Genomic DNA, 16,656 nt, shown 5'->3' with positions numbered 1-16,656 from the left:
CTTCTTTCCAACAGAACGATACAGGCTAATTCGTTATGAAAACCGCGGTGAAACAACCGGTCAACATGCCTGATGCTTTTGTGATCCTGTTTTTCGTGATGGTGCTGGCCGCAATTGCCAGTCATCTGATCCCGGCAGGCAGCTTTGGCATGCAGCAGGTAGAAGTTGAACAAAACGGCGAGATCGAGCTGCAACAACGCATCGTTCCGGCCAGCTTTGCACTGGACACCGGGCAACAACATGGCGTGCCCCTCTTCGCTGAAGGCGGTGGCATAGGCTTTTTAAATTATGCCTTTGAAGGCATGGTCTCTGGTTCCAAATGGGGCTCGGCGATTGGCGTGATTGCTTTTATTCTGCTGACAGGTGGCGCTTTTGGCATCATCATGCGTACCGGCGCCATCCACAACGGCATCCTGGCATTGATTGAGAAAACAAAAAACATGGAGGCGCTGTTTATCCCCATCATGTTTGTGCTGTTCTCGTTAGGTGGCGCTATCTTTGGTATGGGCGAGGAGGCGATTGCCTTTTGCATCGTGCTATTGCCGCTGATGTATGCCCTGGGCTACGATGCCATTACCACAGTGCTGGTGACCTATGTCGCGACTCAAATCGGCTTTGCCGCTTCCTGGATGAACCCTTTTAGTATTGCAATTGCTCAGGGGATTGCCGATATCCCTTTGATGTCCGGTGCAGAGTTTCGCTATGGGTTATGGCTGGTGCTAACGGTATTTGGTACCATCTTTACCATGCGCTACGCCAGCCGCATCAAAGCCAACCCCGAGCTGTCGCCCAGTTATGCCAGCGATGTGCAAGTGAAAGCACAGCAGCAAGGCAAGCAACAGGAACACAGTCATTACACCGGCGTGGATACGGTCATTTTACTGGCTTTCTTTGCTGGCCTTAGCTGGATCATTTGGGGTGTCACTACGCGTGGTTACTATATTCCGGAAATTGCCAGTCAGTTCTTTACCATTGGTTTAGTGGTAGCAGTACTGGGTATTTTAGGCGGCCGCTTAACCGTCAATGGTGCTGCGGATGCCTTTAAGCAAGGTGCCGCCGAGCTATTGCCTGCCGCCCTTATTGTTGGTATGGCCAAAGGCATCGTGTTAATTCTGGGCGGTGATAATCCGGAAACCCCGTCTGTCCTCAATACCCTGCTGCACTACTCCGGCCAGGCGCTGGGCGATTTACCAGCCTGGCTATCGGCCTGGTTTATGTTGGTACTGCAATCGGTATTTAACTTCTTTGTTGCCTCAGGCTCTGGTCAGGCAGCGCTGACCATGCCTTTGATTGCTCCTTTGGCAGATCTTGTCGGTCTCTCCCGACAGATTTCGGTGCTGGCTTTTCAGCTCGGCGATGGCCTGACCAACATTATTATCCCAACCTCAGCAGCACTGATTGGCTGTTTGGGGGTAGTACGGGTGGACTGGACCCTGTGGGCCCGCTTTGCCTGGAAACTGTATTTGTGGCTGTTCTTACTGGCCAGCCTGGCGATGCTGCTGGCTGTAGCAATCGGCTACCAATAACGAGGTGTCTGTGAACGGATTAATTTTATTTAAAGGAGCCGAAGTACTGGCTCCAGAGCCACTGGGTCAAAAGGATGTGCTGATTGCTGGTGGTAAAGTTCTGGCAATTGCTGAATCGTTATCGCTGGGTACCAGCAATGTACCGGTGACCGAAGTCGATGCCAGTGGGCATTATCTGGTGCCCGGCTTTGTCGACTCGCTGGTGCACTTTATTGGTGGCGGCGGTGAAGCAGGTTTTGCCAGCCGCACGCCGGAAATGCAACTGACCGATGCAACCTTAGGCGGTGTCACTACCGCTATTGGTGTGCTCGGCACCGATGCGACCACCCGCACCCTGACCAATCTGTTGGCCAAAGCCCATGCGCTGGAAGCCGAAGGTATCAGCACCTGGTGCCACACCGGCTCTTACGAGATCCCCTGCCGCACTCTGACAGGCAATATCACCGACGATTTAATCTTGATCGATAAGTTTATCGGTGTTGGTGAAATTGCCATCAGCGATCACCGCTCGTCACAGCCGACCATCAGCGAAATTCGCAAAGTGGCGGCAGCGGCCCGTGTAGGTGGCATTCTGTCAGGTAAAAGCGGTATTGTCAGCGTGCATATGGGGGCTGGCGACAGCATATTGCAGCCGATTCTTGATGCAGTCAGCGGCAGCGAACTGGAACTGACCCAGTTTTATCCTACCCATATGAACCGAAATCAGGCGGTGTTTGCAGCTGGCCTTGCTTATGCCAAACAAGGTGGCTATCTGGATTTTACCACCAGCACCACCGCCTATGACTTAGCTCATGGCGAAGTTGCCGCGGCCGAGGCGTTAGCACTCAGTCTGGTCGAAGGGATCCCGGTTCTGCAACTGACCATGAGCTCCGATGGCAATGCCAGCCTGCCGATTTACGATAAAAAAGGCAGCATGCTGGGGCTGGAAGTTGGTCAGGTACAAACCTTGTATCAATCAGCCCGTCAGGCCGTGCAGCAATTTGATGTTGCTTTAACGGATGCCATTTGCAGCATTACCGCCTCCCCGGCCGATATTCTTGGCTTAAAGCACAAAGGGCGTATTGCCATGGGTAAAGACGCCGATTTGGTGCTACTGCGCCGGGACGATCTGGTGATTAACCAGGTCTGGGCCAAAGGCCGGCAAATGGTAGCCAATGCTAAAGCCGTGGTCAAAGGGACCTTTGAAGCCTAAACGCATAGTTTAAGAATAATTTGGCATTTACCAAAAGCTGCTTCGGCAGCTTTTTTTCAGTTTTCAGCACCATAGATAGCCGAAATAACCGCAATTCGTGTAATTTATTTTCACATTCAACTGCTTACTTTCTATACTTTAAGGTGCGAAAAGTCTGCTTGCTTTTTCACATTAAAGCCGGTATACCTATAGCTTGATATTATTTAGACGGCTAGACGCTCTAAGAGCTTTTACTCTAGAAACACTGAAAAGCTGAATGTATTTTGTTGTTTTATTTCAGTTTAACGCCGCGCACACAAATAGAATAAAAATTCATAAAATCTATATTTATATCCATTTGGACAAGTTTGGAGGTGTGTTATGGCGTTGTACCAACACGCACAAGCCCGGGAAAACTGCGGCTTTGGCCTGATCGCCCACTTAGAGGGAGTAGCCAGTCATAAGCTGGTGCGAACTGCCATCAATGGTTTGGACCGCATGCAGCATCGCGGCGGGATTTCCGCCGATGGCAAAACCGGCGATGGTTGCGGCCTCTTGATGCAAAAACCCGACAGTTTTTTTCGCGCTATTGCCGAAGAAAATGGCTGGAGCTTAGGCAAAAAATACGGCGTTGGCATGTTGTTTTTAAGCCAGGATCCGGACAAAGCGGCTTTTGCCCGCAAAGTGATTGAAGAAGAAGTGGGCCATGAAACCCTGAGCCTGGTGGGTTGGCGTAAGATGCCGATTGATGCATCCGTGCTAGGCCCTATTGCGTTGGACTCGATGCCACAAATTGAGCAGGTCTTTGTCAATGCCCAGCCCGGCTGGCGCAAGCGCGATCTGGAGCGCCGCCTGTATATGGTGCGCCGGCGCATTGAAAAACGGCTGGCCGATGACAACGATTTTTATATCCCCAGTTTTTCCTGCCTTGTGACGGTCTTTAAAGGCCTGATGATGCCAGCCGACTTGCCACGCTTTTATCTGGATCTGGCCGATATCCGGCTTGAAACCGCCATTTGCGTGTTCCATCAGCGCTTTTCCACCAATACCATGCCACGCTGGCCACTGGCGCAGCCATTTCGCTTTTTAGCGCACAATGGTGAGATCAACACCATTAAAGGCAACCGTCAGTGGGCCCGTGCCCGCCAGTACAAATTTGGCTCGCCGCTGCTGCCTGATCTGCAGCAAGCCGCTCCTTTTGTCAAAGAAGACACCTCGGACTCCAGCTCACTGGATAATATGCTGGAGCTGTTTTTAGCCGGCGGCATGGATTTATTCCGCGCCATGCGCTTGCTGGTGCCACCCGCCTGGCAAGGCAACCGGGTGATGGACGATGATTTAAAAGCCTTTTACGAGTTTAACTCCATGCATATGGAGCCCTGGGATGGCCCGGCCGGTATCGTCATGACCAATGGCCGCCATGTCGCCTGTAACCTGGATCGCAATGGTCTGCGCCCGGCCCGCTTTGTCATTACCAAAGATCAGGTACTGACACTGGCCTCCGAAGTTGGGATCTGGGATTACAGCCCGGATGAAGTACAGGAAAAAGGCCGGGTCGGCCCGGGCGAAATGCTGGCGATCGATACCTACACCGGCAAGGTCTGGCGCTCCTGCGATATCGATGAAGATTTAAAGCAGCGCCATCCATATCGAGCCTGGCTGAATGAAAATGTGCAGCGCTTAATCCCCTACGAAAAATACGAGTTGGATCTGATTGGCAAGCGGGTGTTTGACGATGCCACCATGCAGGTCTACCACAAGCTGTTTAACTACAGCTACGAAGAAATCGATCAGGTGATGACGGTACTGGCCAAAGACGGTCAGGAGGCTGTCGGTTCGATGGGTGACGATACGCCGATGGCGGTGTTGTCGCAAAAGCCACGCACCCTGTTTGATTACTTCCGTCAGCAGTTTGCTCAGGTCACCAACCCGCCCATTGATCCGCTGCGGGAAAACCACGTGATGTCGCTCGCCACCAGCATTGGTCGTGAGCACAACGTATTCAGTGAAACCGCAGGATACGCCCGCCGCATTCAGTTTGAGTCGCCGGTGATGATGTACTCGGATCTCAAGCAGTTAAAAGCAGCTGACGACGAGTTCTATCGTCACCGCCAGTTCGCGCTGAACTTTGACCCAGAGCAGCAGACCCTGCAACAGGCGCTGGAAAGCCTGTGTCAGGACGTAGTGACCGCAGTGCGTGAAGAGCAGGTGGTGCTGGTGATGTTATCCGATCGCGCCATTGCTCAGGGCAAGCTGCCCATTCCTGCCGCCATGGCTGTCGGTGCTGTACAGCAAGCGCTGGTCAAAGCGCAGCTGCGCTGCGACTCCAACATCATTGTCGAAACCGCCACCGCCCGCGATCCACACCACTTTGCTGTGCTGGTCGGTCTGGGTGCCACTGGGGTCTACCCCTTTATGGCGTACGAAACCGTCGAGCAGCTGGTGGAAAAAGGCGTGCTGAATTTAAGCGCCCGTCAGGCGGTACTGAATTACCGCAAAGGCATCAACAAAGGCCTGTACAAGATCATGTCGAAGATGGGGATCTCCACCATCGCCAGTTACCGCTGCTCCAACTTGTTTGAGATCATCGGCCTTGGCAACGACATTATGCAGCTGTGCTTTGCCGGCATCGACTCCCGCATCGGCGGTGCCAACTTCGACGACATTCAGCAGGATTTGCAGCAACTGGCGCATGTCGCCTGGCTCAAGCGCAAACCACTGAATCACGGTGGCCTGCTAAAATACGTGCACGATGGCGAGTACCATGCCTACAACCCGGATGTGGTGCAAACCCTGCAACAGGCAGTGCGTAGTGGCGAGTACCACGATTACCAGCGCTACAGCCAACTGGTAAATGAGCGGCCCATTGCTCATATCCGCGATCTGCTGCGCATTAAGCCGGTGGATAAACCACTACCGCTGGAGCAGGTGGCACCCGATAGCGAGCTGTACCCCCGCTTTGACAGTGCAGCCATGTCGATTGGCGCCTTAAGCCCTGAAGCCCACGAAGCCCTGGCTATTGCGATGAACCGGCTGGGTGGCCGCTCGAACTCCGGCGAAGGTGGTGAAGATCCACGCCGTTTTGGTACCGAAAAAAACTCCAAAATCAAGCAAATCGCATCCGGCCGCTTTGGCGTGACGCCACATTACCTGGTCAATGCCGAAGTGCTGCAAATCAAAGTGGCCCAGGGCGCGAAGCCTGGTGAAGGCGGCCAGTTACCGGGCGAGAAAGTCACCGCTGAAATCGCCCACCTGCGTTATTCGGTGCCTGGCGTGACCTTAATCTCACCCCCGCCGCATCACGATATCTACTCGATTGAGGATTTAGCCCAGCTGATTTTCGATTTAAAGCAGGTCAACCCCAAAGCCCTGGTATCGGTAAAACTGGTATCAGAACCCGGCATCGGCACCATTGCTACCGGCGTGGCCAAGGCTTATGCCGATTTGATTACCGTGTCCGGCTACGATGGCGGTACCGGCGCCAGCCCACTTACCTCGGTAAAATACGCTGGCAGCCCCTGGGAATTGGGCCTGGCTGAAGTGCATCAGGCACTGGTGGATAACGGCCTGCGCCACAAAGTACGGTTGCAGGTCGACGGTGGCCTGAAAACCGGCTTGGATGTGGTCAAAGCCGCGATTTTGGGTGCTGAAAGCTTTGGTTTTGGCACCGGCCCCATGGTAGCGCTTGGCTGCAAATTCCTGCGAATTTGCCATTTGAACAACTGCGCCACCGGGGTAGCGACGCAAGACAGTACCTTGCGCAAGAACCATTTCAATGGTTTACCAGAAATGGTGATGAACTACTTTACCTTCCTGGCGCGCGAAGTGCGTGAGTTGTTGGCTCAGCTTGGAGTCGAGAAGCTGGAAGATTTAATCGGCCGCACCGATTTATTGGAACTGGTAGAGCCGCAAACCCAGAAACAAAGCCGGTTGGATTTGAGAGAAATTCTGGACTCTTCCGGTGTGCGCTCTGAAAAACCACTCTATTGCGTTGAGCCCAATACGCCTTTTGATGCCGGCGATCTGAACTTAAAGCTGGTGGAGCTACTCGGCGATGCAGTCAAGCGCAAGGCTGGCGGCAGCGTCCGGCTGCCCATTCGCAATACCGATCGCTCGGTTGGCGCTATGTTATCAGGTTTAATTGCCCGCCAGCATGGCAATCAGGGCATGGCGGTCGAGCCGGTGCAGGTCCGGTTAACCGGCACTGCCGGCCAGAGTTTTGGTGTCTGGAATGCCGGCGGCCTGCATTTATCTTTGCAAGGCGATGCCAACGATTATGTCGGTAAAGGCATGACTGGTGGCCAGATTTCGGTGTTCCCGCCCAAGGGCGTGGGTTATGCCAAAGAGGGCGCGACCATTATCGGCAACACCTGTTTGTATGGTGCCACCGGCGGACGCTTGTTTGCCGCTGGTAAAGCCGGAGAGCGTTTTGCCGTGCGCAATTCCGGGGCTATTGCTGTGGTGGAAGGCACCGGCGATAACTGCTGCGAATACATGACCGGCGGTGTAGTAGTGGTGCTGGGCGATACCGGTGTCAACTTTGGCGCTGGCATGACCGGTGGCTTTGCTTACCTGCTCGATGAGCAAAATGATCTGGAGCTGCGGGTCAATCCGGAGCTGGTCGAATGCCTGGATATCAGCATGCCGATTTTGCAGGAACACTTGCGCAGCCTTCTGCACCAACACGTTGAGCAAACCGGCAGTGAGCTGGCGCACCAGATCCTGTCGGACTTTAAAACCTATTTACCCAAATTCCGTCTGGTCAAACCGAAAACCAGCGATGTACACACCCTGCTAGGTCACCGGGCTCGTTCTTCCGACGAGCTGCGCGTGCAAGCGATGTAAGGAGACGGTGATGGCGCAGAATGTTTATCAGTTTATTGATGTCGAGCGGATCGATCCGCCCAAGCGCTCCTTGCAGGAGCGCACTATAGAGTTTGTGGAAATTTACCAGCCAATGACCGATACCCAGGTTGCCGGTCAGGCCGATCGTTGCCTCGATTGCGGCAACCCTTACTGCGAATGGAAGTGCCCGGTGCACAACTACATTCCGCAGTGGTTAAAGCTGGCCAATGACGGCAAAATTATTGAAGCGGCCGAGCTGTCGCACAAAACCAACAGCTTGCCGGAGGTCTGTGGCCGGGTTTGCCCGCAAGACCGGCTGTGCGAAGGGGCCTGTACCCTGAATGAAGGCTTTGGTGCCGTTACCATCGGCAGCATCGAGAAATACATTACCGACAAAGCCTTTGAAATGGGCTGGCGGCCGGATTTATCGGATGTGACCAAAACCGATAAAAAGGTCGCCATTGTCGGAGCAGGCCCGGCTGGCCTGGCCTGTGCCGATGTGCTGATCCGAAACGGCGTCACGCCAGTGGTGTTTGACCGTAATCCGGAAATCGGCGGCCTGCTTACCTTCGGCATTCCGGCCTTTAAGCTGGAAAAAGAAGTGATGCAGCTGCGCCGGCAGATCTTCAGCGAGATGGGCATTGAGTTTCGCTTAAACACCAGCATTGGCAGCGACATCGCCTTTGAGGCTCTGGTGCAGGAGTACGATGCGGTCTTCCTTGGGCTCGGTACCTACACGCCGATGAAAGGCGGCCTTGCCAACGAAGAAGCACCAGGGGTGCTGGAAGCCCTGCCCTTTTTGATTGGCAACACCAATCAGTTAATGGGCTGGCAGACCGAGCATCCGTTTGTCAGCATGGAAGGCAAGAAAGTGGTGGTGCTAGGCGGTGGCGATACCGCCATGGACTGCGTGCGTACCTCCATCCGTCAGGGCGCGCACCAAGTGATTTGTGCCTACCGGCGTGATGAAGCCAATATGCCGGGCTCGCGCAAAGAAGTGCAAAATGCCCGCGAGGAAGGCGTTGAGTTCCAGTTCAATCTGCAACCTCTGGGGATTGAGGTCGATCCGGCCGGCAATGCCTGTGGCGTGCGGGTGGTGCAAACCAAACTGGGCGAGCCGGATGCCAATGGCCGCCGCAGCCCAGAGCCGATTGCTGGCTCTGAGCAGGTACTGGAAGCCGATGCCATCATCGTTGCCTTTGGTTTTCAGCCAAGCCCACCGGCCTGGTTGCAGGACTACGGCATTGCGCTCGATAGCAAAGGCCGGGTCAAAGCCAGTGAGAAAAGCACCTATGCGCTGCAAACCAATCAGCACAAGATCTTCGCCGGCGGCGATATGGTGTTGGGCTCTGACTTAGTAGTCACCGCCATCGCCCAGGGCCGCAAAGCAGCCGAAGGCATACTGGATTATCTGCAGGTATAAAACAAAGCGCCCGGCTCATGCCGGGCACTTTTTGATAACTAAATCCAACTACAATAGAAGCTAAGTATCAACGCCTGAAAATGTATCGCCCAATAGGCGTCTGAATATGAAGATGCTCTTCACCCACTTCAACGATCTCCCAGCGTACTACTTCATCACCAACGGTTAAAGTAAGCAGATTTCCTTCCTTAAGGTAAGGATATTGCCGGGATCCCATGCTGCTAATAACCTCGGTAATGTAGTCCGGCGTCACTTCAACAAAATTACCAGCTCCGGGATTGTTTTTACTACCATCATCAAAAATAATGGCTTCTAAGGCCCACTTATCATAAATAAGTGCTGCCTGCTCAGTGTTGGCACAAGCGATTATTGAGTACAGCAAGATAAAATGTACTATCAAATGTTTCATGGTCATACTCGACGATCAAGTTACTCGTTGCCAGCTATGCTTTACTTTCAACGACTACAAGAAGCTATGTGACTGCTGCAATCTACCGCGGAGGACATTTCCCCTACGTATCATAGCAGCAACGCTGTCCGACATAGGCAGTGAACCGCTATTACGCTTCCCGATATAAGCAGTAGATAAGCACTAACAAAGGAATATTTTTCGTAACAGGTCCAAAGGGGTGCAGCCAAAAGCCCGGAGCAATAACAGTTAATAGTAAGGTATAGGCTGAAATCACTACCAGCTGTGCCAGGTAGCAAAGCCTCAGGCTTTTGCCAGTGAGCAACCAGATCCCAATCACTGCATTTAGCAGACTGCCAGACAGAATGCAAAAACTTGCCAGCCCGCCGGTAATACCCCTGCCAGCCAATACCTGATAGCCAATCTCTTTGGCAAAAAATGCTGAGGTAATAGCGGTAAAAATCCATAAAAAACTGAGACTAAGCCTTGCGGCGAAACGCACACCTGAACTCAAGCTACTAGCTCCTATATCAATGGTAGTGGCTTAAAGACCATAAGCCAGAAAAGCAGCAATATTGCGGCAAAGGCAGGGATCCCTAAGGCAGTCCATAATTTCATCATTTTCTTAAAACCAGGATCAAGCACACCAGCTTTTACAGAGGAGTCAGCCAGAGCCTTGAGTTTATACTGAATAAAGATCACCGGTATCCAGCAAATACCTATAAATAGAAACAGCGCCATCACAGCGTAAAACCAACTGGAGCTAAACGAATACCCGAGCATCATCATCAGCAGTATGCCACTGACGAACTGAGCGACAACAGCTGGTGCAGTAAACAGCCAATCAGCCAACACCACATGCCGTGCTGTCACAGCTAAGGCTTCCAGATTAGAAGAACGATTGGCCATAAACATAAAAAATGCAATCCCGGTTCCGGTGCCAGCCACCACTACAGCACTGACAATATGGATCAGCTTTACCAAAAGATAATTATCCAAGGTGAGTCTCCGTTTTATGATAAATACCAAGTGACGCGGCCTCTTGGTCAAACTCGGCCATGGTATACAAGCCCAGACAGGGCGTGGCTCCCCTGGAGTCCAGAGTGCCTGCGATAAGTTTTTTTGCCAGAAGGATGGCCGAAATCGTCGGGATATAGGGGCCTACACCATTCTCGGCATAGAGTGTCCAGCGAATCTGTTTCACCTGTTGACGCCAGTCCAGGCCGGAAAGGTTGACCTGCATAGCCCCCATATCGGTGCCTGCTTTTTGAAAAAGTGTGCTCAACCTGAAAATAGTACGGGTAAACACAGACCAATCTCTGACCAAACCACACTTGGCCAAAAAGGCCATAAAAACCATGCCCAGATGTAACAAAGGCAACTCAAGGCCAGCCTGGAACCTGACAGTGCGAACGGGCGTGTATCGCTTCGGAAAGAGTTCCAAATCAGGGATATCAACGTTGGCCAGCCAGCGCGGTCCAATCTTGTCACCAAATTGCACTCTCCTGGGAGACATCCAGCCGTATTGATGAACCCAGTTACCATCCGAAAATACCATAAAGGGGTGGCCGGTATAGGAGAGGATCCCCCGAACCGTTGCTTCACCACGTTCAGCCTGGTTACCGGGAGCTATGGCAAAATCGATGCTATCAAGCTGTGCAAACTGATTGCTAAAACTATCGATAACGGTTGAAGACAAGCCTGGCACCGAACTTGCGCCTGATACAATCAACACATTTGCCGCACATGCTTTCTCGTTAAGAGCTGTAATATCGCAGACAAACCGACGATCATCCGCCAGATCAATGTAATGACAGCCTGCCGCAATACAAGCTTCAGGAACCCTATAGTCTTGCCCTTGAAAAGGGCCTCCGGTGTGAATAACCAGCTCGGGGGATAACGCCCTGAGCTTAGCAACAAACTCTGGCTGATAAATATCAAGCACCGCAGCTTCCAGGGTCGCATTCGCTCCTTGTGCAGCCAGTTGCTGACACAAGCGTCCGCCCTTCTTGGCACATCGACCGGCAATTATAATTTTTATACCGGGGATAGCCGCCAGGTTTTCGGCAATGCGTTTACCAAAATTGCCGTAGCCACCCAGGATCACTACACTAGTTACCGTCATGCATACCTATCCTTTCATACCATGGTGTTCAGTGCAGTACGCAACTGTCTATAGGAAGAAAGCCCTCAGTCACCTACTTTTTCAACACCCGCAGTAAATTGCTAAAATCATCCGTCCACTGAATAGCCGGGTTTAGCTGTGTCGGCCAATTGCCTACCGCCTGCTGAGTAGCTTCTTGCCGGATAAAGTCCTGATTCCTGGTGAGCAACACCCATTCGGTCGCCGCCGGGTTTTGGCTATCGGCCGGGGTGTGAAAAAACAGCGCGTCCAGCCCAAAGTGATGGGCGTGATTGCGCACCACTGAAGTCAAGTCCAGGTAGTTATTCGAGATATGCACTGCCAATACGCCATCGGCGCGCAGATGCTGCAGATAGAGTGCAAAGGCTTCGCGGGTGAGTAAATGCTGCGGGATAGCATCGCTGCTAAAGGCATCCAGCACCAGCACATCAAACTGCTGGCTGCCCTGTTGCTGCAGTTGCTGTTGCAGCACCAAGCGGCCATCGCCCAGCAACACCTCAACGGTCGCAGCGCTATCGGCCAGATAACTAAAGTGCTGCTGCGCCGTGCTGATGACCGCCGGATTCAGCTCGTAAAACTGAATGCGATCCCCGGCCCTGCCATAGACAGCCAGAGTACCAGCCCCCAACCCAACCATACCAAAATGCCTGCCTGCACTTTTACTACTATTGGCCAGGCCAGGATCCGGTTGACGATACTGCAGCGCCAACGCCACGCCTGTGCCTGGGCGGTAGTAGCTCAGCGCCTGTTGCCGTTTATCCGCGGCCAGATACTGAGCACCATGACTGGTGGTGCCATCAATCAGAATGCGCTGTAACTCACCGGCCACTGGGATATCCCGCACCACAAGGCTGCCGTAGAAATTACGCTCTTGATGCACGGTAAACTGGTTTAGCAGCAAGTGCAACCAAATCGCCAACAGCACAAAACTTGCAGCGCCACTCAGCCAGGCGACTTTTCGCCACAGCGCCAGTTGACGCTGCCAGGGCAGCACTGCCAGCAGCAGGATAGCCAGCAAGACGACTGGGAATTCATGAAAATCGTTTAAAAGAGCCGGGGCTAAAAGATTAACCAACAAGCCGCCTAACACGCCGCCAAGTGCCATCGCCAGATAAAACCGGGTGAGCTGACTTGCTGCCGGCTTTAACCGTGCCAACTCGCCGTGACAGAGCATGCAGCCGCTAAACAGAATCAGCAGATACAAAGCCAGCTGCGAATAGAGGTCAAATAGCCGGCCGAAGTGGATCAGCACCAGCGCCAGCACCAGGCCAATACCAAACAGGTACAGCCAGAGCGCACGTTGATACCAGTGCTCGCGGTTAAATACCAGAATAAAGCTCAGCAGGTAAAGTGCCAGCGGCACCACCCACAAAAATGGCACTGGCGGTACGTTTTGCGTCAGTTGCTGCGTCACCGCCAGCAATAACACCACCCCTGCGGCCGATAAACTGAGCCAATAACCCCACTGCCTGCTACTGGCAGCAGCAACAGCTTCAGAAGTAGTACTGGCCTTCGGCAACTGCCATCTAAGTAAGACCAATAGCAACAAGGCCAAGCCAGTAAAGCCCCACTGCCAACCAGTAAATTGCTGCGACAATGGCAGCCAGGGTTCCACAATAAAGGGGTAACTGAGCAAAGCCCCTAAGGAGCCGACATTGGATAAAGCGTACAGCCGATACGGTGAGCGCAGAGGGAAGCGATCGGCAAACCAGCGCTGTAGCAAGGGGGCACTGGCCGCAATCACCAACAACGGCAAACCAAACAACAGCAGCAGCCAACTTAAAATGCTAAGCAATGGATAAGCAGATGGTTCGGGCGCTGAGACGGCACTGCCAGCCCACCATAACCAAAGCAGCGCCAGCAGCACCAGGCTACCATGCACAGTCCGTTGCTGCTTTAAACTCAGCCTATGAGTCAGCCAATGCGCATAGCTGTACCCGGCCAGCAGCATCAGTTGAAAGAACAGCATGCAAGCGGTCCAGACTGCAGCGCCACCACCGAAATAGGGCAACAACCAACGCGCTGCCAACGGCTGGATCAAAAACAGCAACAGTGCACTGAGGAAAATAGTGACAGCAAATAAAGGCACAACAGCATCCGGCTGATATTACAAGGCGCTAAGCCTATCCAAAGCAGCCTTGCTGTGCAAGCTTGTCAAAGCACAACAAAAAGCCAACAAGCCCTTGGTTGCCTTTAGCGCATCAGGTAGACTTGGCGGGTTTGTATTCACAACCATAACGAAAAAGGTCTTTCCATGAAGAAAGCATTCAAGGTACCCCATACCCTCACCTTACTGTTTAGCATGATGATAGTGGCAATGATTGCCACCTGGATCGTGCCGCAAGGTTTTTTTGAAACGGCCCTGACTGATACCGGCCGCACGGTAGTCATCCCCGGTACTTATACCCTTGCTGAAGAACGTGGCTTACTTACCCCCTGGCAACTGCTGACTGCAGTACCCCGCGCCTTTGCCGCTGCCCAGGATATTATTTTCTTTGTATTCATCGTTGGTGGCGTACTGGCTATCGCCCGAAAAACTGGTACTGTCGATGCGTTGATTGGTCGTTTGCTGGAAAAGCACAGTGACGCACCGCATAAATTGATTTTTATGGTAATCTTCTTTTTCTCACTGGCATCTGGCGCCATCGGCACTGCCGGTGAGTACATTCCCTTTGTACTGATTTTAGTGGCACTGTGCAAAGCGATGCGGCTCGATAGCATGACCGCGGTCGGTATGACTGTAGCAGGCTATGGTGTCGGCTATGGGGTGTCTGCTTTTAACCCCTTTACCGTGCTGATTGCTCAGGGTATTGCCGAAGTACCACCTTATTCCGGTATGTGGCTACGCCTGGCGCTGATCCTGCCATTTTGTATTATTGCCTTCCATCATGTCTGGCGATACGCTCAGAAAGTCATTGCCGACCCAAACGCTTCCATGGTGGCCGACTTGCCCTGCCCGGTTGGTGATATCAGCAACAAGAACTACCCCAGCCTGAACAAGCGGCATCAACTGATCCTGGCAACTTTCCTGGTAACTATTGGCATTGCGATTTATGGTATTTCCCAGCACGGCTGGTATCTGTATGAACTGGGTGCTTGTTTTGTCGGCTGGGGTCTGCTGACCACCCTGATTGGCCGGCTAAGCTTTGACGAAGCCTCCGATAGCTTTATTGAAGGGGTCAAAGATTTAACCACCACCGCCGTACTGATTGGTATTGCCCGGGGTATCGCGCTGATATTAGAAGATGGCCAGATCCTGCATAGCATCGTGCATGGGCTGTCGCTTCCACTGTCGCATGTGCCGGCTACCATTTCTGCTTTTGGTATGTTGGTGATTCAAACCATTTTAAACCTGTTTGTGCCCTCTGGCAGCGGCCAGGCCTTTGTGACCATGCCGCTGATGGCACCTTTAAGCGATTTAGTGGGCGTACCGCGCCAGGTGGCAGTGCTTGCCTATCAGTTTGGTGATGGTTTTTCCAATATGATCGTCCCCACCAATGCGGTTTTGATGGGCATTATTGGTATTGCCGGGGTGCCTTATGATCGCTGGTTCAAGTTCTGCATGCCACTGTTGTTAAAGTTAATGGCTGCAGCGACTGTAGTACTAATGCTGGCGGTGGTCTTCGGTTATGGCGCCGATGTACAACCTGAAGTTGTACTTGCACCGGTGGAAGCAGTCACTGCCCTTACCTCAGGTTCTGAATGAAAACACCAAAACGCATTCAACCCCTGATCGATGAAGGTCTGGTTGATGAAGTAGTAAGGCCGCTGATGAGCGGTAAAGAAGCCGCAGTGTACATAGTTCGCTGCGGTCACAGGCTGCGCTGTGCAAAAGTCTATAAGGAAGCCAGCCAGCGCAGTTTTAAAAAAGCGGTGCAATACCAGGAAGGCCGTAAAGTCCGAAGCTCCAGACGGGCCCGGGCCATGGAAAAAGGCTCAGGGTTTGGCCGCAAGCAAGCCGAAGAAAGCTGGCAACATGCCGAGGTAGACGCTTTGTACAAGCTGTCAGATGCAGGAGTGCGCGTACCTACCCCCTACGGCTGTTTTGATGGTATTTTGCTGATGGAGTTGATTCTGGATGAAGACGGTGATGTTGCGCCGCGCTTAAATGATATTGAGCTAAGCGCCGAGCAAGCACGGCGTGATCATAAAAGCATGATGCAAGACATCCTGCGGATGCTGTCCGTCGGTTTGGTGCATGGTGACTTGTCTGAATTTAATGTGCTGCAAGCGCCAGAAGGCCCGGTCATTATCGATCTGCCCCAGGTGGTGGATGCCGCCGCCAATAACAATGCCCAATGGATGCTAGCGCGTGATGTTAACAACATCACTCAGTACTATGCGCAGTTTGCGCCTGAACTTGCAAACACCCAGTATGCTAAAGAAATCTGGGCTTTGTTTGAAGCCGGCAATCTGAACCCCGATACCGAGCTAACCGGAGTGTTTGATGAAGTTGAGCAAGCAGCAGATGTGGCTGGCGTGCTGGATGAGATCAATGCCGTATTCGAAGAAATGCAAGAACGAAAAGCCCGGCAACTGTCGGCAAAAGAACAGGATTAATTGATTATAACCGGTACCATCAATCTTGGTACCTGTCTCCCCTTCACGAGCTTACTCAAAGCGATTTAAAGTCAAAATTAAAGGGTGTAACAGAAGTGGCGGAGCGGACGGGGCTCGAACCCGCGACCCCCGGCGTGACAGGCCGCTAAGTTCGTAGCAAAAAGCTAACCAACTGAACTACCGCTCCGCGAAAAGCGAAAGCGATTTGGCCATAAGCTGGAAATTAAAGGGGTGTAAAGAAGTGGCGGAGCGGACGGGGCTCGAACCCGCGACCCCCGGCGTGACAGGCCGGTATTCTAACCAACTGAACTACCGCTCCGCGAAAAGCGATCTGGCATCAAAGCCAACTAGTGTGATGTACAAAGAAATGGCGGAGCGGACGGGGCTCGAACCCGCGACCCCCGGCGTGACAGGCCGGTATTCTAACCAACTGAACTACCGCTCCGCAGCGGTATACACCAACTAATGTTTTGCAAGGGTCCGATAGTGGCGGAGCGGACGGGGCTCGAACCCGCGACCCCCGGCGTGACAGGCCGGTATTCTAACCAACTGAACTACCGCTCCGCTATCGGATGCTGC

11 protein-coding genes and 4 tRNA genes are annotated in these 16,656 nt (G+C 52.9%); 6 read left to right on the top strand and 9 right to left on the bottom strand.

The features are described from left to right. Window positions 1-35: 35 nt before the first annotated feature. From yfcC to QWF21_RS00350, 4 genes are all read left to right on the top strand, one after another. On the top strand, window positions 36-1,526 hold the full coding sequence (gene yfcC / locus QWF21_RS00365) for a putative basic amino acid antiporter YfcC (protein ID WP_330086048.1): 1,491 nt from the start codon (window positions 36-38) through the stop codon (window positions 1,524-1,526). Between the two features lie 10 nt (window positions 1,527-1,536). Beyond that, window positions 1,537-2,718, top strand: a complete 1,182-nt coding sequence (iadA, locus tag QWF21_RS00360) for a beta-aspartyl-peptidase (RefSeq protein WP_330086047.1) — start codon at window positions 1,537-1,539, stop codon at window positions 2,716-2,718. Between the two features lie 360 nt (window positions 2,719-3,078). Further along, the gene (gltB, locus tag QWF21_RS00355; protein ID WP_330086046.1) at window positions 3,079-7,542 is read left to right on the top strand and encodes a glutamate synthase large subunit; all 4,464 of its coding nucleotides are present in this window, start codon (window positions 3,079-3,081) and stop codon (window positions 7,540-7,542) included. A gap of 10 nt (window positions 7,543-7,552) precedes the next feature. Then, complete coding sequence (locus tag QWF21_RS00350) at window positions 7,553-8,965, top strand: FAD-dependent oxidoreductase (protein WP_330086045.1); 1,413 nt, start codon at window positions 7,553-7,555, stop codon at window positions 8,963-8,965. 67 nt (window positions 8,966-9,032) lie between these two features. Here the strand turns inward: QWF21_RS00350 and QWF21_RS00345 are convergent, their stop codons facing one another. The 5 genes from QWF21_RS00345 to QWF21_RS00325 form a co-directional block, all read right to left on the bottom strand. Beyond that, the gene (locus QWF21_RS00345; RefSeq protein ID WP_330086044.1) at window positions 9,033-9,374 is read right to left on the bottom strand and encodes a hypothetical protein; all 342 of its coding nucleotides are present in this window, start codon (window positions 9,372-9,374) and stop codon (window positions 9,033-9,035) included. 151 nt (window positions 9,375-9,525) lie between these two features. Then, a complete protein-coding gene (locus QWF21_RS00340; RefSeq protein WP_330086043.1) occupies window positions 9,526-9,888 on the bottom strand; it encodes a DoxX-like family protein in 363 nt (120 codons plus the stop codon). 11 nt (window positions 9,889-9,899) lie between these two features. After that, window positions 9,900-10,373: a DUF2269 family protein gene (locus QWF21_RS00335; protein ID WP_330086042.1), complete on the bottom strand. Its 474-nt coding sequence runs from the start codon at window positions 10,371-10,373 to the stop codon at window positions 9,900-9,902. Continuing rightward, window positions 10,366-11,499, bottom strand: coding sequence for a saccharopine dehydrogenase family protein (locus QWF21_RS00330; RefSeq protein ID WP_330086041.1), 1,134 nt, complete (start codon window positions 11,497-11,499; stop codon window positions 10,366-10,368). Before QWF21_RS00330 ends, QWF21_RS00335 begins: the two co-directional genes overlap by 8 nt. 73 nt (window positions 11,500-11,572) lie before the next feature. Next, complete coding sequence (locus QWF21_RS00325; RefSeq protein ID WP_330086040.1) at window positions 11,573-13,606, bottom strand: spermidine synthase; 2,034 nt, start codon at window positions 13,604-13,606, stop codon at window positions 11,573-11,575. A 165-nt stretch (window positions 13,607-13,771) separates the two neighbouring features. On the opposite strand from QWF21_RS00325, the gene QWF21_RS00320 reads away from it, so the two are divergent. Both QWF21_RS00320 and QWF21_RS00315 read left to right on the top strand, forming a co-directional pair. Further along, window positions 13,772-15,223 (top strand): YfcC family protein, encoded by a 1,452-nt coding sequence (locus QWF21_RS00320; protein WP_330086039.1) that lies wholly within the window; start codon window positions 13,772-13,774, stop codon window positions 15,221-15,223. Beyond that, entirely contained in the window at window positions 15,220-16,077 is an 858-nt protein-coding gene (locus QWF21_RS00315) for a PA4780 family RIO1-like protein kinase (RefSeq protein WP_330086038.1), read from the top strand. The genes QWF21_RS00320 and QWF21_RS00315 overlap by 4 nt, the downstream gene beginning before the upstream one ends. Window positions 16,078-16,173: 96 nt before the next feature. On the opposite strand, the gene QWF21_RS00310 is transcribed toward QWF21_RS00315, so the two are convergent. The 4 genes from QWF21_RS00310 to QWF21_RS00295 all read right to left on the bottom strand — a co-directional run bounded on the left by QWF21_RS00310 (window position 16,174) and on the right by QWF21_RS00295 (window position 16,641). Next, a tRNA-Asp gene (locus tag QWF21_RS00310) sits at window positions 16,174-16,264 on the bottom strand. A gap of 55 nt (window positions 16,265-16,319) precedes the next feature. Next, window positions 16,320-16,396 (bottom strand) — tRNA-Asp (locus tag QWF21_RS00305). Window positions 16,397-16,445: 49 nt separating this feature from the next. Continuing rightward, window positions 16,446-16,522: transfer RNA gene (locus QWF21_RS00300), tRNA-Asp, on the bottom strand. Window positions 16,523-16,564: 42 nt separating this feature from the next. Then, window positions 16,565-16,641, bottom strand: a tRNA-Asp gene (locus tag QWF21_RS00295). Window positions 16,642-16,656 lie beyond the last annotated feature (15 nt).

It is taken from the genome of Alkalimonas mucilaginosa, assembly GCF_036327005.1.
In the GTDB taxonomy this organism is placed as follows: domain Bacteria; phylum Pseudomonadota; class Gammaproteobacteria; order Enterobacterales; family Alteromonadaceae; genus Alkalimonas; species Alkalimonas mucilaginosa.
Note: the sequence above shows the minus strand (reverse complement) of the source record. Positions and strands in the feature narration are given on the sequence as shown.